The following is a 19,098-nucleotide window of genomic DNA, read 5'->3' as shown; positions in this document are numbered from 1 at the left end:
AGGCCGGTAGTGATCGGGTGAACAATGATGAATGATTTACCGATCGAAGGTTTCGCGACCACCAATGAGAACTCGGCGATGGTGCTGCTGGTCGACGATCAGGCCATGATCGGCGAAGCGGTGCGGCGTGGCTTGGCCGATGAGGACAATATCGACTTCCACTTCTGTGCCGACCCGCACCAGGCGGTGGCCCAGGCCATGCGCATCAAGCCCACGGTCATTCTTCAAGACCTGATCATGCCTGGCCTGGACGGCTTGACCCTGGTGCGCGAGTACCGCAACAACCCGGTGACCCAGGACATCCCGATCATCGTCCTGTCGACCAAGGAAGACCCGCTGGTCAAGAGTGCGGCATTTGCCGCCGGGGCCAACGACTACCTGGTCAAGCTGCCTGACACCATCGAACTGGTGGCCCGCATCCGCTACCACTCGCGTTCCTACCTGACCCTGCTGCAGCGCGACGAGGCCTACCGTGCCCTGCGCGTCAGCCAGCAGCAGTTGCTTGATTCCAACCTGATGCTGCAGCGGCTGATGAACTCCGATGGCCTGACCGGGCTGTCCAACCGCCGGCACTTCGACGAATACCTGGAGCTGGAGTGGCGCCGGGCCATGCGTGAACAGCAGCAGTTGTCGTTGCTGATGATCGACGTGGATTACTTCAAAGTCTACAACGACAGCTTTGGCCATCTGGCCGGTGATGAGGCCTTGCGCCAGGTCGCCGAAGCCATCCGTAGCTCGTGCTCGCGGCCGACCGACCTGCCGGCGCGCTATGGCGGCGAAGAGTTCGCCCTGGTGCTGCCCAATACCTCGCCAGGCGGGGCGCGGCTGGTGGCTGAAAAACTGCGCCAGACCGTGCTGGGCCTTGGCATCCCCCATACTGCGCCGACGGCTGATACGTTCTTGACCGTGAGCATCGGCCTGGCCACCCAGACTCCGGCTATCGGCAGCCATTGCCGGCAGCTGATTTCGGCGGCCGATAAAGGTCTTTACCTGGCCAAGAACGGTGGGCGTAACCAAGTCGGCATCGCCTGAGCTCCTGGAGACGGCGCGGCCTGTGTGGGAGCGCAGGTTGCCCTATCTACATACGACCGCCCGGCGGGTCTGCCGCCATGCTGCGGACTCGGTTATACTCGCGGGCTTTTCACCGAATTCGCACGAGTAGCCCGCCCATGGAAATCCAACCGATCCTGAACACCATCAAGGACCTCACCGAGCGTTCCCAGTCAATTCGGGGGTATCTTTGACTACGATCACAAGCATGACCGCCTGATCGAAGTCAACCGCGAGCTGGAAGACCCCAACGTCTGGAACAAGCCTGAGTACGCCCAGGCACTGGGCCGCGAGCGTGCCATGCTGGCCCAGGTCGTCGAGACCCTGGACAAGCTGTCCAACGGCCTGGGTGACTGCCAGGACCTGCTCGACATGGCCGTCGAGGAAAATGACGAAAGCGCCGTCGGCGACGTCGTGACCGAGCTGGAAGGCCTGGAAGAAAACCTGGCCCAGCTTGAGTTCCGTCGCATGTTCAGCGGCGAGATGGACATGAACAACGCCTACCTGGACATCCAGGCCGGCTCCGGTGGTACTGAGGCGCAGGACTGGGCCAACATCCTGCTGCGCATGTACCTGCGCTGGGCCGACAAGCGTGGTTTCGACGCCACCATCATCGAGCTTTCCGAAGGCGAGGTCGCCGGTATCAAGGGCGCCACCGTGCACATCAAGGGCGAGTACGCCTTCGGCTGGCTGCGCACCGAGATCGGCGTGCACCGCCTTGTGCGCAAAAGCCCGTTCGACTCCGGTGCCCGTCGCCACACGTCGTTCTCGGCGGTGTTCGTATCGCCCGAGATCGACGACAAGGTCGAGATCGACATCAACCCGTCCGACCTGCGTATCGACACCTACCGCTCCTCGGGTGCCGGTGGTCAGCACGTGAACACCACCGACTCTGCGGTGCGTATCACCCACGTGCCTACCAACACCGTGGTGGCCTGCCAGAACGAACGCTCCCAGCACGCCAACAAGGACACCGCCATGAAAATGCTGCGGGCCAAGTTGTACGAGCTGGAAATGCAGAAGCGCAACGCCGCTTCGCAGGCGCTGGAAGACAGCAAGTCGGACATCGGCTGGGGCCACCAGATTCGCTCCTACGTGCTGGATGACTCGCGCATCAAGGACCTGCGTACCGGCGTCGAACGCAGCGACTGCCAGAAGGTCCTCGATGGCGACCTTGACCAGTACCTGGAAGCGAGCCTCAAGCAGGGCCTGTAAGCCGCACACCCATGCCGCGCTACCTGGCCAGCCGCCGGTAGCGCGTGCCCTGCCCGGAACGGGCAACGAATACCTGATGGAAAGAATGACGACATGAGCGACCTGAAGACCGAATCGCAAGACCTGCAACAGGAAGAAAACGCCCTGATCGCCCTGCGCAAGGAAAAACTTGCCGCCGAGCGTGCCAAGGGCAATGCCTTCCCCAACGACTTCCGTCGCGACAGCTACTGCAACGACCTGCAGAAGCAGTACGCGGACAAGACCAAGGAAGAGCTGGAAGCAGCCGCGATCCCGGTCAAGGTAGCCGGCCGCATCATGCTCAACCGTGGCTCGTTCATGGTTATCCAGGACATGACTGGCCGTATTCAGGTCTACGTCAACCGCAAGACCCTGCCGGAAGAAACCCTGGCCGCGGTCAAGACCTGGGACCTGGGCGACATCATCAGCGCCGAAGGCACCCTGGCCCGTTCCGGCAAGGGCGACCTGTACGTCGAAATGACCAACGTACGGCTGCTGACCAAGTCGCTGCGCCCGCTGCCCGACAAGCACCACGGCCTGACCGACACCGAGCAGCGCTACCGCCAGCGCTACGTCGACCTGATGGTCAACGAAGAAACCCGCCACACCTTCCGTGTGCGTTCGCAGGTGATCTCGCACATCCGCAAGTTCCTCATCGAGCGCGACTTCCTTGAAGTCGAAACGCCGATGCTGCAGACCATCCCGGGCGGTGCGGCAGCCAAGCCGTTCGAAACCCACCACAACGCCCTGGACATGGCCATGTTCCTGCGTATCGCGCCGGAGCTGTACCTCAAGCGCCTGGTCGTGGGTGGCTTCGAAAAAGTGTTCGAGATCAACCGTAACTTCCGCAACGAAGGCGTTTCGACTCGTCACAACCCTGAGTTCACCATGCTCGAGTTCTACCAGGCCTACGCCGACTACCGCGACAACATGGACCTCACCGAGGAACTGTTCCGCGAGCTGGCGCAACTGGTACTGGGCTCTACCGACGTACCGTACGGCGACAAGGTCTTCCACTTCGGCGAGCCGTTCGTACGCCTGTCGGTGTTCGACTCGATCCTCAAGTACAACCCGGAGCTGACCGCTGCCGACCTGCAGGACGTCGACCGCGCCCGTGAGATTGCCAAGAAGGCCGGCGCCAAGGTGCTGGGCCATGAAGGCCTGGGCAAGCTGCAGGTGATGATTTTCGAAGAGCTGGTCGAGCACAAGCTGGAACAGCCGCACTTCATTACCGAGTACCCGTTCGAAGTGTCGCCGCTGGCCCGTCGCAACGACGACAACCCGGCCGTTACCGACCGTTTCGAGCTGTTCATCGGTGGCCGCGAGATCGCCAACGCCTACTCCGAGCTCAACGATGCCGAAGATCAGGCCGAGCGCTTCCTGGCCCAGGTGGCCGAGAAGGACGCGGGTGACGATGAAGCCATGCACTATGACGCCGACTTCGTTCGTGCGCTGGAGTACGGCATGCCGCCGACCGCCGGTGAAGGTATCGGCATCGACCGCCTGGTGATGCTGCTGACCAACTCGCCGTCGATCCGCGACGTCATCCTGTTCCCGCACATGCGTCCGCAGGCTTGAGTGAGCTGAACGAGCCGCCTTTCGAGGCGGCTTTTTCTTGCCTGAAGCTTTATGTTGTCAGTACCGGCCTCTTCGCGGGTAAACCCGCTCCTACAAAGGCCTTGTAGGAGCGGGTTTACCCGCGAAGGGGCCAGCACTGACGAAACACCGCCCATGAGGTATCCCCCGTGACACCCGCCATGCCTGACCAAGGCGCCGCCGGCATCGCCACCGCCGTCGCCGAAAGCGTGCAATACCAAGGCCGCAAGACTGCCCGCCAAGGCAGCGAACAGCGTCGCCAGTTGATTCTCGATGCCGCCATGCGCATTGTCGTGCGCGATGGCGTGCGCGGTGTGCGCCACCGGGCAGTGGCCGCCGAGGCCGGCGTGCCATTGTCGGCCACCACCTACTACTTCAAGGACATCGAGGACCTGCTCACCGATACCTTTGCCCAGTACGTCGAGCGCAGTGCGGCTTACATGGCCAAGCTGTGGGCCAACACCGAGGTGGTGTTGCGCCAGTTGCTGGCACAGGGCGATGGCAGCCCGCAGGCCCGGGCGCGGCTGGCTGACGAGGTGGCGCGCATGACCGCCGACTACGTTCAGCGGCAACTGCTGAACCGCCGTGACTTCCTGATGGCCGAGCAGGCTTTCCGCCAGGAAGCATTGCTGTGCCCGCGACTGGCTGAGCTGGTGTGCGCTCATGAGCAGATCCTGTTGCACGGCACCCGGCAATTGCTGCAGGTCGTGGGCTCGCGGCAGCCGGAGCAGGATGCACAGATGTTGACGGCGATTATCGAGCAGTTGGAATATCAAGGCCTGCTCAAGCAAGCGAATGCGCAAGCCGATGGGCAGATGCTCGCTATGCTTACCCGATACCTGCAGCTGGTGCTGGCATCGGCCTGAGCCGAGAACGACCTTTTCAAGGAGAACCTGATGAGAGCCTGGCGTGTGGTGTTGTTGACTTTGTCATTCCTGCTGCTGGGCGGTTGTCTGGTGACCTTCCATGAGCCTTTGCCCAGCAACCAGGCAGCGCCCAAGGCATTGCTCGGCAAGTGGAGCAGCAAGGACGCCTGGGGAGAGCCGTTGAAACTGGTGATCAGCCGTAGCGGTGGCGACGCCTACAAGGCAGTGGCCACGGCCAAGGGCAAGGCGCCTGAAGAGTACGTGTTCACCGTGTCACGCCACGGCAACCGCTGGTACTTGTCGGCTGGCGTGCCCAAGCGCCTGGGTGGCAATTTCCTGATTGGCGGCTTCGATATCGTCGACGGCAAGGAGCTGGTGGTCTACAACCTGGATGTCGAGCAGGTACAGCAGGCGGTGGACAACAAGGAACTGACCGGTCGCAGTACCGAAGTGCCGGACGACAACGGCGATGGCGTGCTGATCGATAGCCCGGCGGCGCGGGTGCTGGCCTACCTGGACGACCCGGCCAACTCCGACCTGTTCGTCGAAGTGGCGCGGTTCCAGCGTTCCGGCAAGTAGTGGCCTGTACCGGCCTCTTTGCGGGCAGGCCCGCTCCTACAGGGGCCTTACCAAGCCTGGGCTCCGTGATATCCCTGTAGGAGCGGGCTTGCCCGCGAAGAGGCCGGTACAGGTTTCGTGTACTAGAAAGGAGTCCCCGGTGGACGAATACCAGCAAACCATCCGCGCCCTGTCCGACCGCATCGTCGCGGCACAGACGCCTATCCGGGTCCTGGACGCGGTGAAGTGGGACGACAACATCCGCCAGGGCTTTCTCAAGGCCAAGGGCAAGGAGCCGCCGGCGGTTGATCGTGCCTACTACCAATCGCGTCCGCTGTCGTTCGACTCCAGCGCGGTCAAGGCCGAGTTCCAGGGCATCGAGCGCGACATCATTCGCCAGTTGGGCCAGTTCAACCCGGTCGGGCAGATCATGAAGCGCATGTGCCGCGAATACCGCATGGTGGTGCGCATGCTTGAAGCGCGCGGTACCGAGGACTTCGGCCTGATCTCCCAGGAGCTGTACGGCGCCGCCTCGGATGCTTTCCACGCCGGTGATCCGACCCTGGCCGACCTTGGCCTGATGCTGTCGGACTACCTGAACAACATCGATGGCCGTGGTGACCTCAAGGATGAGCCAAAGAATCTCACCGCCAAGGAGGCGGTGGAGATCCTCCAGCACCGGCTGAACAACGTGTTCGGCGAGGCTGAAGGGACCATTCGCGTGTTCGAGTCCGACGGTATCGTCGCCGATGCCGCAGCCGGTGCCGACTACATCAAGGTGCGTGCCGATGCCATGTTCAACGCCCGCGATGTGCGCGCCCTGGAGGTGCATGAAGGGTTGGTGCATGTCGGCACCACGCTCAATGGCCTGAACCAGCCGATCTGCACCTTCCTGGCCAAAGGCCCGCCCTCATCGACGGTAACCCAGGAGGGCCTGGCGATTCTCATGGAGGTGATCGCCTTTGCCTCCTACCCCAGCCGCCTGCGCAAGCTCACCAACCGCACCCGTGCCATCCACATGGTCGAGGAGGGTGCAGACTTCATGCAGGTCTACGGTTTCTTCCGCGAGCAGGGCTTTGAGATGGCGCAGAGCTACAGCAACGCCAGCCGGGTGTTCCGCGGGTCGGTACCCAACGGCCTGCCATTCACCAAGGACTTGTCCTATCTCAAGGGCTTCATCATGGTTTACAACTACATTCAGTTGGCCGTGAAGAAGGGCAAACTGGAACAGATCCCGTTGCTGTTCTGTGGCAAGACCACGCTGGAAGACATGCGCACCCTGCGCCAACTTGTCGAGGAAGGGTTGGTCGAGCCGCCCAAGTACCTGCCTGAACAGTTCCGCGACCTGAGTGCGTTGTCGGCCTGGATGTGCTTCTCCAACTTCCTCAACCACCTGAGCCTGGATCGCATTGAAGCCGACTACGCGAACATTCTCTGAGCACTGCCGCCTGCTCGTCCTCGGCCTGGTCCTGGTGAGCCTTGGCGGCTGCAGCAGCCTGTTGTTCTACCCCGAGCGTGGTCAGGCCTTCACCCCTGAGCGTGCCAAGCTGGAATACCGCGATGTCACGCTGACCACTGCTGATGGCATCCGCCTTCACGGTTGGTGGCTGCCAGCCAAGGCCGGGGTCGAAGTCAAGGGCACGGTGCTGCACCTGCACGGCAACGGCGGTAACCTGCCAGGGCACCTGGGGGGTAGCTACTGGTTGCCGGAGCAGGGCTACCAGGTGTTCATGATCGATTACCGCGGCTATGGCTTGTCTCAGGGCCAGCCGAGCCTGCCAGAGGTGTACCAGGACATTGCTGCAGCCATGGCCTGGCTGCAGCAGGCGCCCGAGGTCAAGGGCAAGCCGCTGGTACTGCTGGGGCAGAGCCTGGGCGGTGCCATGGCCATTCATTACCTGGCGGCCCACCCCGAGCAGCGTCAGCGCTTCAGCGCCCTGGTGTTCGATGGCGTGCCGGCCAGTTACCGCGCGGTGGGGCGCTTTGCGCTCAGCACCTCCTGGATGACCTGGCCATTGCAGGTTCCGCTGTCGTGGCTAGTGCCGGACGGCGACAGCGCGATCCACTCGATCGAGCGATTGAGCAGCCCGCCCAAGTTGTTTTTCCACAGCATCGACGACAACCTGGTGCCGATGGTCAACGGCATCCGCCTGTATCAGCACGCGCCACCACCGCGGGTGCTGCAACTGACCCGAGGGGGGCACGTGCAGACCTTCGCCGACCCTACCTGGCGCCAGGTGATGCTGCGGTTCCTCGATGACCCCAGCCATTTCAACGGCCTGCGGCGGCTTGCCGAAGTGCCCAATTTCCCTGACGAGAAGAACAAGCAATGAGTGAAGAACGCAACGCCATCCCGCTGATCCTGACCGGCGTCGGCAGCATCATCGTGACGGTGGGGGCCTTGTGGTATTACGGTTACCTGCATTTCGCCAAGCCCGAAGATGCCCTGCTGCTGCAGGATTTCACCATGCTCAAGACCATCCCCGGCGAGGACTACAAGGTATCGCTGGACCCGGCGCCGCAAGTGGCCCAGTGCGTCGACGGCGTGCTGGTGCTGTTCGACACCCAGCAGAAAGGCCTGACCGGCGTGCTGGTGGACAACCGCAAGCGCGCGGTGCGCTGCATGGGCGAGGAAACACCGCAGCAGGTGCAGTGAGCCGGCCCTTTCGCGGGCAAGCCCGCGCCTGCGACGACTACACCGCCCCCCTGTAGGAGCGGGTTCACCCGCGAAGAGGCCAGAACAGGCAAAAGAAAGCCCCGCGTCGATCGCGGGGCTTGTCCTTTCAGCTAGCCAGCCTTAGCGCTGAACCTGGCTCACCGAGCGTGGTGCCACCGGCTGGTTGTCGTTGGAGATGGTCACCTCCACCCGACGGTTCTGCGCACGTCCCGAGTTGCTCGAGTTGTCCGCTACCGGGTACTCCTTGCCATAGCCCTGGGAAACGATACGCGCCGGATCTACCCCGGCACGCACCAGTGCCATGCGCACGCTGTTGGCACGGCGCTCGGACAGGGTCTGGTTGTAGTTGGCCGAGCCGACGCTGTCGGTGTAGCCCTCGACGATCACCTTGCGTTCCGGGTTTTCCTGAAGGAACTGGGCCAGCTTGGTGATGTTCGGGTAAGCGCTGCTCTTGAGTTCGGCCTTGTTGAAGTCGAACAGCACGTCGCCGAAGGTCACCAGCGTTCCGCGGTCGGTCTGCTTGGCGTTGAGGCTGTCCTGCAGCTTGGCGATCTGCGCGTCGCGGGCATCCAGCTTGGCCTGGGCGCGCTGCGCCGAGGCATTCTTCAGTTCAGCTTCGGCGGTGCGCAGGGCAATGGTCTGCTTGGCCACTTCGACGCGCTGGTTGGTCAGGTAGGCCAATTGGTCGACTTTCTTCTCGTCTTCACGGTCCATGTAGGCCTTGTCGGCCTTGTTCAGCCAGTCCTGAGCGTCCTTGGTCTCCAGTGCCGCGACTTTGCTCGCTTGCGGGTCGCTCTGCAGCGAAGAGAAGTTGGTGCGGGCCGATTCCAGGTTGGCATTCGGATCGTGCGAGCAGGCAGCAAGACCGACGCTCAGGGCCAGCAGGGCGGGAATCATGACGTGTTTGCGCATAGTGTTCATCCTTTGATCGTGTGCGAAGGCTAAGGTTGGCGGGGCAGGGCTTATTGAGCGCTGCGCAGGCCTTCCTCACGTACGTCCTGAACGCCCTGGCGGGCATCCTGCACGGCCTTCTGGGCTTTGGCTGCCTGGGCCTTGCGTTCGGCGAGGCGTGCATCCCACTCGGCCTGTTGGGCCAGGCGCTTGGCCTCGTCGTACTTCTTGTCATGCATGGCGATTTCGGCTTGCTTGAACTTGTCCTGAGCCGCTTTCATTTCCACGGCGGCGAACTCGGTACCGCCAGCGCTGACGGCGGAGTTCACGGCGGACTGGGTAACGGCATACTGCTCGGTGGGCGGATTGCCCGCACAGCCGGCCAGGACCAGGCTACTGCCCAGCGCCAGCGCGGCCAGCTTGAACCCGCGCACATGAGTGGATGACAGTTGGCTAGTGCGGGTCTTCATGGTGGTCAGCTCCATTGGATCACTCCTGATAACGACGATGTCCGTAGCAGTCCATCGCTCAATCCCTGACAAAACCGCGCGCTTCAGCTCAACGGTGCACGAGGGCAGTGTGCAGGGTTTTAGCGTGATGGCTATTGGCTCCGACTCGAACGTTTTTCGAATAGTTCAGAAAAAAGCGCTGTAATCGAATAACTATTTCTGACTGATCGGTCAGTGCGATTTGCCTGGAACTTTCCCAGGCTGGAGCGGTATTCCGGGCCTTGAGCAGGCCCGGAATGCTGGAGCGCAAGATTATTTGTCGGTGTCGACTGTCGCGTTGCTCAAGTTGTGCAGGTGCTGGCGGGAAAGGGAGAGAAAGCGCGGTGTAGGACCAACGTCTTCGTACAACGGGTCGCCTTCTTCGTCGGTGGCGATGACCTGGCGGCCCTGCACATAGGGGAAGCTGGCCTCCAGTTCTTCAAGGGCGGCTGCGACCAGTTCGCCGAGCAGTTCTTCGGCGGTGCGCTTGGGGTACATGTCGATCAGCGCGGCCAGGCGCGCTTCGGACTCCAGGTCCAGGTGCAGGACATGACCGGTACGGCTGAGGGTGCCGGCGGCATTCTGTTCCCAATGCTGGGCGAGTTCACGGATTTTCATGATGACCTCTGTTGACGCCTGGAAAGGCTGCACTGCATGGGAGTGCTGTGCTTTCACTTTAGTTTGGTTTGGCCGATCACGGCTTGCCATCGTCGCCCGGCTGTGGGCACTCTTGGGGGATACCGCCCCCCTGTAGGAGCGGGTTTACCCGCGAACACCGGCAACGCCGGTGCCAGACACCGCATTGGGCTCTTCACGGGTTACCCCGCTCTGGCACAGGGCGCGCCAAGGCTGAGAGGGATGCAACGGAGAGAGCGCCAGTGACCGATATCGATGTGCGTTTGCGTGAAGATGTCCATGTGTTGGGGGAGCTGCTTGGCGAAACCATTCGCCAACAGCACGGCGATGCGTTCCTGCAGAAAATCGAGGATATCCGCCACAGTGCCAAGGCCGACCGCCGTGGCCCGGGTGAGCAGCTGAGCTCAACCTTGGCGGACCTGGCCGAAGAAGACCTGCTGCCCGTAGCGAGGGCCTTCAACCAGTTCCTCAACCTGGCCAACATGGCCGAGCAGTACCAGTTGATCCGCCGCCGCGACGCTGACCAGCCCGAGCCGTTCGAAGCGCAGGTACTGCCCGAGCTGCTGGGGCGCTTGAAGCAGGCCGGCCACAGCAACGATGCCCTGGCCCGGCAACTGGCCAAGCTCGATATCCAGTTGGTGCTCACCGCACACCCCACCGAAGTGGCCCGTCGCACGCTGATCCAGAAGTACGACGCGATCGCCGGCCAACTGGCCGCGCAGGACCATCGTGACCTGACCTCGGCAGAACGCCAGCAAGTGCGTGAACGCCTGCGCCGGCTGATCGCCGAGGCCTGGCACACCGAGGAAATCCGCCGTACTCGGCCTACGCCGGTAGACGAGGCCAAGTGGGGTTTCGCAGTGATCGAGCATTCACTGTGGCATGCCATCCCCAGCCACCTGCGCAAGGTCGACAAGGCCCTGCTGGAGGCCACTGGCCTGCGCCTGCCGCTGGAGGCCGCGCCGATTCGCTTTGCCTCGTGGATGGGTGGGGACCGGGATGGCAACCCCAATGTAACGGCTGCCGTCACCCGCGAAGTACTCCTGCTGGCGCGCTGGATGGCCGCCGACCTGTTCCTGCGCGACATCGATGCACTGGCCGCCGAGTTGTCCATGCAGCAGGCCAACGACGCCCTGCGCAAACAGGTTGGCGACAGTGCCGAACCCTACCGCGCTGTGCTCAAGCAACTGCGCGACCGCCTGCGTGCGACACGCGCATGGGCGCATTCGGCCTTGACCAGCAAGCAACCGGCCGGTGCCGACGTGCTGGTGGACAACCGCGAGCTGATCGCGCCGCTGGAGCTGTGCTACCAGTCACTGCACGAATGCGGCATGGGCGTGATCGCCGAGGGGCCGCTGCTTGACTGCCTGCGTCGTGCGGTGACCTTCGGCCTGTTCCTGGGCCGCCTGGACGTACGCCAGGACGCTGCCCGCCACCGTGATGCGCTGACCGAGATTACCGATTACCTGGGCCTGGGGCGTTACGCCGACTGGGATGAGGAGCAGCGCATCGCGTTCCTCCAGGCCGAGCTGAAAAACCGCCGGCCCCTGTTACCTGCGCATTTCAAGCCGCAGGCGGACACCGCCGAAGTGCTGGCGACCTGCCGGGAAGTGGCCGCTGCGCCGGCCGCCTCGCTGGGGTCTTACGTCATCTCCATGGCCGGTGCCGCCTCGGATGTATTGGCGGTGCAACTGTTGCTCAAGGAAGCCGGCCTGACCCGCCCCATGCGTGTGGTGCCACTGTTCGAGACCTTGGCCGACCTCGACAACGCCGGCCCGGTCATGCAGCGCCTGCTTGGCCTGCCGGGCTACCGCGCGGGCCTGCGCGGCCCGCAGGAAGTGATGATCGGCTACTCCGATTCGGCCAAGGACGCCGGCACCACGGCTGCTGCCTGGGCGCAGTACCGGGCTCAGGAAAACCTGGTGCGTATCTGTGCCGAGCATCAGGTCGAGCTGCTGCTGTTCCACGGCCGTGGCGGTACGGTCGGGCGAGGCGGCGGCCCGGCCCATGCCGCGATCCTGTCGCAGCCGCCGGGTTCGGTGGCGGGGCGTTTCCGCACCACCGAGCAGGGTGAAATGATTCGCTTCAAGTTCGGTTTGCCGGGCATCGCCGAGCAAAACCTCAACCTGTACCTGGCTGCCGTGCTTGAAGCCACGCTGTTGCCACCACCGCCCCCGCAGCCGGCCTGGCGTGAGGTGATGGACCAGTTGGCCGCCGATGGTGTCCAGGCCTACCGCAGCGTGGTACGGGAGAATCCCGATTTCGTCGAGTACTTCCGCCAGTCGACGCCAGAACAGGAGCTGGGGCGCCTGCCGTTGGGCAGCCGCCCGGCCAAGCGTCGTGCCGGGGGCATCGAAAGCCTGCGGGCCATCCCGTGGATCTTCGGCTGGACCCAGACCCGGCTGATGCTGCCGGCCTGGCTGGGCTGGGAAACGGCGCTGACCAATGCCTTGGCCCGTGGTCAGGGGGAGTTGCTGGCGCAAATGCGCGAGCAATGGCCGTTCTTCCGCACCCGCATCGACATGCTGGAAATGGTACTGGCCAAAGCGGATGCGCAAATTGCCGAGGCCTACGACGAACGTCTGGTGCAACCGCACTTGCGTCCTTTAGGTGCGCACCTGCGCGACCTATTGTCGCAGTCATGCCAGGTCGTGCTGGGTCTGACCGGGCAGCCGGTGCTACTGGCGCACAGCCCCGAGACACTGGAATTCATTAGCCTGCGCAATACCTATCTGGACCCGTTGCACCGCCTGCAGGCAGAGTTGCTGGCCCGCTCGCGCAGCCGCGAAGCCGCTCTGGACAGCCCGTTGGAGCAGGCCTTGCTGGTGACCGTGGCGGGTATTGCCGCCGGGCTGCGCAACACCGGCTAAGGGCGAGCCCGGGTCATGTCTGGTGACGGCCATACAGGTCCGGCACAATGACGGGGAGGGCGGTTGCGCCAGGCGCAACCGCCTGCCCGGTCAGCCGCAAGTGGCGCATTCCTGCAACTTTGGGACGCTTGTCTGGCTGCCGGGCGCTGTGTATCTTGAGCAGCCTTCTGACCGATTTATGGTCATACCCGATTATCCGGACTTGGCCCTGGTCGCCGAATCCATTGAATTTCATAAAAAAATTTGAGGAGCACAAGATGCGCGTAATTCTGCTGGGAGCTCCCGGGGCCGGTAAAGGTACTCAGGCAAAGTTCATCACCGAAAAGTTCGGTATTCCACAGATCTCCACCGGTGACATGCTGCGTGCCGCCGTCAAGGCCGGCACCCCGCTGGGCCTGGAGCTGAAGAAAGTCATGGATGCCGGTCAGCTGGTCTCCGACGAGTTGATCATCAGCCTGGTGAAGGAGCGCATCGCTCAGCCTGATTGCGCCAACGGCTGCCTGTTCGACGGCTTCCCACGCACCATCCCACAGGCCGAAGCCATGGTCGCTGCCGGTGTCGACATCGATGCCGTGGTCGAAATTGCCGTGGACGACGAAGAAATCGTCGGCCGCATGGCTGGCCGCCGCGTGCACCTGGCCTCGGGCCGTACCTACCACATTCAGTACAACCCGCCGAAAGTGGAAGGCAAGGACGACGAGACCGGTGAAGACCTGATCCAGCGTGACGACGACAAGGAAGAAACCGTTCGCCATCGCCTGTCGGTCTACCACAGCCAGACCAAGCCGCTGGTGGATTTCTACCAGAAGCTGTCGGCTGCCAATGGTGGCAAGCCGAAGTACAGCCACATCGAAGGTGTCGGCTCGGTTGAAGCCATCACCGCCAAGGTCCTGGCAGCCCTGAGCTGATCCGGCGCCTGACGCACCTCGACAACGGCCCGCTTCTGTGGGAGCGGCCTTGTGTCGCGAAAGGGCTGCAGAGCAGCCCCAGATAATGGTGTGATACCGCTGAAACCCTGGGGCCGCTTTGCGGCCCTTTTCGCGACGCAAGGTCGCTCCTCCAGGGCCAGTGCAGGCTTTGAAATCAGCGTGATGGGCCGCACAGCGGCCCCCTCGGGACACAACGCCGCTGCTGCTCTATACTGCCGCTCTTTTTCATTCGCATCTGGATACCCGTTCGATGACCACCCTGCTGGCCCTGGATACCGCCACCGAAGCCTGTTCCGTCGCGCTGCTGCATGACGGCAAGGTAACCAGCCATTACGAGGTGATCCCGCGCATGCATGCCCAGAAGCTGCTGCCGATGATCAAGCAACTGCTGGCCGACGCTGGCGTGGCACTGAATGCGCTGGATGCCATTGCCTTTGGCCGTGGCCCGGGCGCGTTCACCGGCGTGCGTATTGCTATCGGTGTTGTGCAAGGCCTAGCCTTCGCCCTCGAACGCCCAGTGCTGCCGGTGTCCAACCTGGCCGCTTTGGCCCAGGGTGCATTGCGCGAGCATGGCGTGCAGCAGGTGGCAGCTGCCATCGATGCGCGCATGGATGAAGTGTACTGGGGCTGCTACCAGGCCACGGCGGGCGAAATGCGCCTGGTCGGCCGTGAAGCCGTGTTGCCGCCCGAGCAGGTGGCGCTACCGGCAGGCAGCAATGGCGAGTGGTTCGGTGCCGGTACCGGATGGGGCTATGCCGAGCGCCTGGCGGTACAGGTGGCGGCTAGCAACCCGGGTGCCTTGCCCAACGCCCTGGACGTCCTCAGCCTGGCCACCTTTGCCTGGGCCCGTGGCGAGGCAATCGTCGCCGAGCAGGCGCAACCGGTTTATCTGCGCGATAATGTAGCCACGCCCAAGAAGCACTGAGTGCTGTTCGTCGATTATCGCCGAACACGCTAAAACCTTTTGCGCGATCTGTGGTCCAGTTATCACTCAAGCATTAGCGACGGAACTCTGATGCTGCTAAATTGCCATCATTGGTCCTGAGTGCTCATGCCATGCGTATCGACGGTTTCTCATCGCAGTCCTACCCGCTCAAGCGCCTCTCGCGCAAAGCAGCGGTGCGTGACGAGGCCATCGACGACGCCGAGGTGATCGAGGAGGCAGAAGCCGCCCCGCAGGAAGCCACCGCCCGCCGCCCTGGTGGTGGCCTGCCAGCCCGCCAGCAGGACATGGTTTTCCCTCGCGCCCGTGACCGCCGCACCGCCACCGCACTGGCCAGCTACCTGAGCACTGCAGGCTTTACTGACTGGGACATGGAAGTAATGGGGCTCGACCTGTACATTTGATGGATGAATCCCCTACCACTGCCTTACTTTCTCGGTTGCCCGTCGTGGAGCGAAAACGCCTGGCGCGACTACCTGTACCCCGCTGACGCCAACAGTAATCAAATGCTTGGCTTCTACAGCCAGGTATTCAACGCCGTCGAAGGCAACACCACGTTCTACGCACGTCCCGCTCCCGGCACCATTGCCCGCTGGGCGCAGGTCATGCCAGAGCACTTTCGCTTCACTGCCAAGTTTCCGCGGGATGTCAGCCATGAGGGCGACCTGCGTGACCAGCTTGAGCCTGCCTTCGATTTCACCCGGCTGATGGCCCCGCTGGGCCAGCGCGTATCACCCTACTGGCTGCAGTTGCCGGCCCAGTTCGGCCCGGCGCGGCTGGGTGAGCTTTGTCACTTCCTCGATCAGATTGCCGTGCCCGTGGCTGTGGAAGTGCGCAACCAGGCCTTTTTTGCCAAGGGTGAGGAAGAACGCCTGCTCAACCGCCTGCTGCACGAACGCGGTGTGGAGCGTATCTGCCTCGACCCGCGCGCGCTGTTCAGTTGCACCTCGCGCGACCCTGCCGTGCTGCATGCGCAGTCGAAGAAGCCCAGGGTGCCACCGCGTCCGGCAGCCTTCAGCCAGCACCCTCAGGTTCGCTTCATCGGCCATCCGGAACTGGAGGCCAACCACACCTTCCTCAGCCCTTGGGTAGAAAAAGTCGCCGCCTGGATCGAAGAAGGCCGCAATCCCTATATCTTCCTGCACACCTCGGACAATCGCCTGGCTGCGGCGCTGGCCCAGCGTTTCCATCAGCGCCTGATGGCACGCCTGCCGGGCCTGGCACCTTTGCCGGAATTGCCGCGCGCCCCTGAGGTCGAACAATTGGGGCTACTCTGACCTTTCCCTGACTGCCGGAGGTTGAACCATGGATGTGCAAACCCTGCGAGCTGAGGCCTTCAAGGCGTTACACGCGCGCGACGGCGCGTTCGTCATCCCCAACCCGTGGGATGCCGGCTCCGCCAAGTTGCTCGCCAGCCTGGGTTTCGAGGCGCTGGCTACCACCAGTGCAGGCCTGGCCTTCAGCCTTGGCCGGCCGGACGCCGAAGGCGCCTTGAGCCTGGACGATACGCTGGACAATGCCGGCGAGATCGTCGATGCCACCGCGCTACCGGTGGCCGCCGATCTGGAAAACGGCTTTGGCGACTTGCCCGAAGACTGTGCCCAGACCATTCTGCGTGCCGCCGAAATTGGCCTGGTGGGCGGTTCCATCGAAGATGCCAGTGGCCGCAGTGATGCGCCCATCTATGACTTCGGGCTGGCTGTGGAGCGCGTGCGCGCTGCCGTACAGGCTGCGCGAAGCCTGCCATTCCCGTTCACCTTGTGCGCCCGTGCAGAAAACCTGCTGCACGGGCGCATGGACCTCGACGACACCATCCTGCGCCTGCAAGCCTATGCCGAAGCCGGTGCCGACGTGCTCTACGCCCCCGGGCTGCGCACCGTGGAGGAAATCCGTGCCGTGGTGCAGGCAGTCGCACCGCGCCCTGTGAATGTGCTGATGGGCATGGCGGGCGTGCCGCTGAGCGTCAACCAGTTGCAGGACCTGGGCGTGCGCCGCGTCAGCGTTGGTTCGTCGCTGGCCCGTGCTGCGCTCGGGGCCTTCTACCGGGCCGCGCAGGAAATTCGCGGTGAGGGCACGTTCGGCTACGGTGAGCAGGCCATGCCGTTTGCCCAACTGAACGACCTGTTCCGCCGCTGATGAGGGCATTGCTGGCGCTACTGGCCAGCCTGCTGACGGTGGCCGGCCTGGCCTGGCACTTCGGCTGGCGCCTGCCTCTCACATGGAACCCCTGGGCGCCGCTGGACGTACGCCAGCCGCCCAACCTGCTGACCCCCTACAAACTGTCGCGCCTGCGCGATGACCCAGCGCTGTGCCAGCAGGCGCTGGAAACCAGCCACCTGCGTTACCGGGCACAAGCCGACAGCCCGGCGTCGGCCAACTGCCCGCTGCAGAACGTATGGCGCATCGAGGGGGGCCAGGCGCGGCTGAGCAGCAGCTTTCTAGCCAGTTGCCCAATGGCGGTGGCCTATGCACTGTTCGAAAACCATGGCTTGCAGCCGGCGGCGCAGGAAGTGTTTGGGCAACCGGTGACGCAGGTCGATCACCTGGGTAGCTTTGCCTGCCGCAACGTCTACCACCGCAAGCAGGGCCGTTTGAGCCAGCACGCTACGGCCAATGCCCTGGACATCAGCGGTTTCCGCCTTCAGGACGGCCAGCGGATCGTGCTGGCGCGTGACTGGCAGGCGGGTGGGCAGAAGGCCGAATTCCTGCGTCGGGTGCAGCGGGCGGCTTGCGAGAGCTTCAGCACGGTGTTGGGGCCGGACTACAACGCGGCTCACCACAATCACTTTCACCTGGACATGGGGCGCTGGCAGGTGTGCCGCTAGCCTCAGGCGTGAGCGCGCACGTTGTTCAGCACCACAGGGCGCGCCCAGTGGATGTCGAACGCCAGGTCATTCTGCTGCTTGGCCAGTGTGGGGTCGTCGAACGGTTCCGGGGCCGGGTCCAGCAGGTTGCGTTCCAGCTCGGCGATGGGCAGGAACAGCGACCGCGGCGTGGGGCCAGGGCCGGGTTCGGCGATCGGCTGACCCTGGCTCATCACCACCGGGCGCAGCCAGCTGTTGTTGATGTCGAGCTGGCGCTGTTGCTCGATCAGTTCCATGGCGCTGAACGGCTCGGGGGCGGGCGGCAGCAGCTTGGCTTCAAGTTCGGCCTTGGGCAGAAACAACGGTTCGGGCGGCGCCACGATGGTGTCGTGCACCGGGCAGGCGCGTTGGGCGTCGATCAAGGCCAGTGCACGGGCGCCGCCGATGGGTTCACCGCTGTCCTGGTCGTACTGCACGAACGACTGGCTGACGCCGTCTACGGGCTCTTCCTGCTGCTCGGCCATCGCCCGGGCAAAGAAATCCTGCCACAGGTGGCTGACGCCCCCGAGTGCCTGGGTGTTGTGCTGACTGTAGTTGCCGACAGGCGACAAATAGGTCAAGCCGATGGGAAGAGTATCTGACATGGCAGTCGTGCGCGCTGTGCTCTGGCAGAATAGCGGGATATTGCCTGTATCGGCCGTGGCTGCCGATTCATTAAGGGCTTGGTTTGATTTTTCGGGTGTGAACGATGGAAGAGCAAGGCACGGGTATCAGGGTCGAGGCAATGGCAGCTGAGTATGCGCAACAGGCCAGGGCGTGGGCTGAACGCCTGGGCCTGCCGCTGCAGGACGATACCGCCGCCTTCGCGGTGCAGGTGGGCGCCGACGGCTTGCAGATTCAGCAACTGGGCCCGCAGGCGCCTGGGCCGGTGCGTGTGGACTTCGTCGAAGGCCAGGCTGCGCATCGCCGCCAGTTTGGCGGTGGCAACGGGCAGATGATCGCCAAGGCTGTGGGCATTGCCCAAGGTATCCGGCCGCAGGTGCTGGATGCCACGGCGGGGCTGGGCAAGGACGCGTTCGTGCTGGCCAGCCTTGGCTGCCAGATGACCCTGATCGAGCGCCAGCCGCTGATTGCCGCGCTGCTGGAGGACGGCCTGGCGCGGGCGCGGGCGGATGAAGAGGTGGGCCCGATTGTCGGGCGCATGCGCCTGCTGACCGGCAACGCCATCGAGCGCATGCGCGCCTGGGAAGGGGAGGCGCCGCAGGTGATCTACCTCGACCCGATGTTCCCGCACCGGGACAAGAGCGCCCTGGTGAAAAAGGAAATGCGCGTGTTCCGGCCCTTGGTGGGCGATGACCTGGATGCCCCGGCCCTGCTCGAAGCCGCCCTGGCGCTGGCCAGCCACCGTGTGGTGGTGAAGCGCCCGCGCAAGGCACCGATCATCGATGGGCCGAAGCCCAGTCATAGCCTGGAAGGCAAGTCGAGCCGGTATGACATCTATCCGAAGAAGGCGTTGAAAGCCTGACGTCTGTATCTGCCCAGGCCTCTTCGCGGGTA

General features: G+C 63.6%; 20 protein-coding genes. 16 read left to right on the top strand and 4 right to left on the bottom strand.

Going from position 1 to position 19,098, the window contains the following annotated elements:
- The first annotated feature begins 27 nt into the window (after window positions 1–27).
- The 8 genes from wspR to LMH93_RS21585 all read left to right on the top strand — a co-directional run bounded on the left by wspR (window position 28) and on the right by LMH93_RS21585 (window position 7,959).
- Window positions 28–1,032 carry a Wsp signal transduction system regulator diguanylate cyclase WspR gene (wspR, locus tag LMH93_RS21620; RefSeq protein WP_004575465.1) on the top strand — a complete coding sequence of 335 codons (1,005 nt, stop codon included), beginning with the start codon at window positions 28–30 and terminating at the stop codon, window positions 1,030–1,032.
- A gap of 137 nt (window positions 1,033–1,169) precedes the next feature.
- A protein-coding gene (prfB, locus tag LMH93_RS21615) for a peptide chain release factor 2 (RefSeq protein WP_098089306.1) occupies window positions 1,170–2,265 on the top strand; the annotation gives its coding sequence in 2 pieces (ribosomal slippage) (window positions 1,170–1,241 and window positions 1,243–2,265; 1,095 coding nt in all).
- A 93-nt stretch (window positions 2,266–2,358) separates the two neighbouring features.
- On the top strand, window positions 2,359–3,861 hold the full coding sequence (lysS, locus tag LMH93_RS21610; RefSeq protein ID WP_003252208.1) for a lysine--tRNA ligase: 1,503 nt from the start codon (window positions 2,359–2,361) through the stop codon (window positions 3,859–3,861).
- A gap of 179 nt (window positions 3,862–4,040) precedes the next feature.
- On the top strand, window positions 4,041–4,745 hold the full coding sequence (locus LMH93_RS21605) for a TetR/AcrR family transcriptional regulator (protein ID WP_003252210.1): 705 nt from the start codon (window positions 4,041–4,043) through the stop codon (window positions 4,743–4,745).
- A gap of 30 nt (window positions 4,746–4,775) precedes the next feature.
- Window positions 4,776–5,324, top strand: a complete 549-nt coding sequence (locus LMH93_RS21600; protein ID WP_003252213.1) for a hypothetical protein — start codon at window positions 4,776–4,778, stop codon at window positions 5,322–5,324.
- Between the two features lie 139 nt (window positions 5,325–5,463).
- A complete protein-coding gene (locus LMH93_RS21595; protein ID WP_003252215.1) occupies window positions 5,464–6,741 on the top strand; it encodes a flavohemoglobin expression-modulating QEGLA motif protein in 1,278 nt (425 codons plus the stop codon).
- Complete coding sequence (locus LMH93_RS21590; protein WP_230064576.1) at window positions 6,713–7,636, top strand: alpha/beta hydrolase; 924 nt, start codon at window positions 6,713–6,715, stop codon at window positions 7,634–7,636. Before LMH93_RS21595 ends, LMH93_RS21590 begins: the two co-directional genes overlap by 29 nt.
- Entirely contained in the window at window positions 7,633–7,959 is a 327-nt protein-coding gene (locus tag LMH93_RS21585; RefSeq protein ID WP_003252219.1) for a hypothetical protein, read from the top strand. The genes LMH93_RS21590 and LMH93_RS21585 overlap by 4 nt, the downstream gene beginning before the upstream one ends.
- A 141-nt stretch (window positions 7,960–8,100) precedes the next feature.
- On the opposite strand, the gene LMH93_RS21580 is transcribed toward LMH93_RS21585, so the two are convergent.
- The 3 genes from LMH93_RS21580 to LMH93_RS21570 form a co-directional block, all read right to left on the bottom strand.
- Complete coding sequence (locus LMH93_RS21580; RefSeq protein ID WP_003252221.1) at window positions 8,101–8,892, bottom strand: OmpA family protein; 792 nt, start codon at window positions 8,890–8,892, stop codon at window positions 8,101–8,103.
- Between the two features lie 50 nt (window positions 8,893–8,942).
- Window positions 8,943–9,356, bottom strand: a complete 414-nt coding sequence (locus tag LMH93_RS21575) for a DUF4398 domain-containing protein (RefSeq protein ID WP_003252223.1) — start codon at window positions 9,354–9,356, stop codon at window positions 8,943–8,945.
- A gap of 276 nt (window positions 9,357–9,632) precedes the next feature.
- On the bottom strand, window positions 9,633–9,977 hold the full coding sequence (locus LMH93_RS21570) for a hypothetical protein (protein WP_003252225.1): 345 nt from the start codon (window positions 9,975–9,977) through the stop codon (window positions 9,633–9,635).
- A 260-nt stretch (window positions 9,978–10,237) separates the two neighbouring features.
- Between LMH93_RS21570 and ppc the strand changes: the two genes are divergently transcribed.
- The 7 genes from ppc to LMH93_RS21535 all read left to right on the top strand — a co-directional run bounded on the left by ppc (window position 10,238) and on the right by LMH93_RS21535 (window position 17,562).
- Window positions 10,238–12,865, top strand: coding sequence for a phosphoenolpyruvate carboxylase (ppc, locus tag LMH93_RS21565; protein WP_003252227.1), 2,628 nt, complete (start codon window positions 10,238–10,240; stop codon window positions 12,863–12,865).
- 257 nt (window positions 12,866–13,122) lie between these two features.
- Window positions 13,123–13,773: an adenylate kinase gene (gene adk / locus LMH93_RS21560; protein WP_004575467.1), complete on the top strand. Its 651-nt coding sequence runs from the start codon at window positions 13,123–13,125 to the stop codon at window positions 13,771–13,773.
- A 271-nt stretch (window positions 13,774–14,044) separates the two neighbouring features.
- On the top strand, window positions 14,045–14,719 hold the full coding sequence (gene tsaB / locus LMH93_RS21555; protein ID WP_003252230.1) for a tRNA (adenosine(37)-N6)-threonylcarbamoyltransferase complex dimerization subunit type 1 TsaB: 675 nt from the start codon (window positions 14,045–14,047) through the stop codon (window positions 14,717–14,719).
- Window positions 14,720–14,850: 131 nt separating this feature from the next.
- The gene (locus LMH93_RS21550; protein WP_230064575.1) at window positions 14,851–15,141 is read left to right on the top strand and encodes a hypothetical protein; all 291 of its coding nucleotides are present in this window, start codon (window positions 14,851–14,853) and stop codon (window positions 15,139–15,141) included.
- 3 nt (window positions 15,142–15,144) lie between these two features.
- A complete protein-coding gene (locus tag LMH93_RS21545; RefSeq protein ID WP_003252235.1) occupies window positions 15,145–16,014 on the top strand; it encodes a DUF72 domain-containing protein in 870 nt (289 codons plus the stop codon).
- A 28-nt stretch (window positions 16,015–16,042) separates the two neighbouring features.
- A complete protein-coding gene (locus tag LMH93_RS21540; protein WP_003252237.1) occupies window positions 16,043–16,873 on the top strand; it encodes an isocitrate lyase/PEP mutase family protein in 831 nt (276 codons plus the stop codon).
- Entirely contained in the window at window positions 16,873–17,562 is a 690-nt protein-coding gene (locus tag LMH93_RS21535; RefSeq protein ID WP_185280025.1) for an extensin-like domain-containing protein, read from the top strand. The genes LMH93_RS21540 and LMH93_RS21535 overlap by 1 nt, the downstream gene beginning before the upstream one ends.
- A 2-nt stretch (window positions 17,563–17,564) precedes the next feature.
- Here LMH93_RS21535 and LMH93_RS21530 read toward each other — a convergent pair whose 3' ends face one another.
- The gene (locus tag LMH93_RS21530; RefSeq protein WP_033725782.1) at window positions 17,565–18,185 is read right to left on the bottom strand and encodes a hypothetical protein; all 621 of its coding nucleotides are present in this window, start codon (window positions 18,183–18,185) and stop codon (window positions 17,565–17,567) included.
- Window positions 18,186–18,289: 104 nt separating this feature from the next.
- Between LMH93_RS21530 and LMH93_RS21525 the strand changes: the two genes are divergently transcribed.
- Window positions 18,290–19,066: a class I SAM-dependent methyltransferase gene (locus LMH93_RS21525; RefSeq protein WP_014592156.1), complete on the top strand. Its 777-nt coding sequence runs from the start codon at window positions 18,290–18,292 to the stop codon at window positions 19,064–19,066.
- Window positions 19,067–19,098: the final 32 nt, after the last annotated feature.

Source organism: Pseudomonas sp. CIP-10 (assembly GCF_020911845.1).
Lineage (GTDB): Bacteria > Pseudomonadota > Gammaproteobacteria > Pseudomonadales > Pseudomonadaceae > Aquipseudomonas > Aquipseudomonas alloputida.
This window is presented reverse-complemented; position numbering and strand designations above follow the sequence as displayed.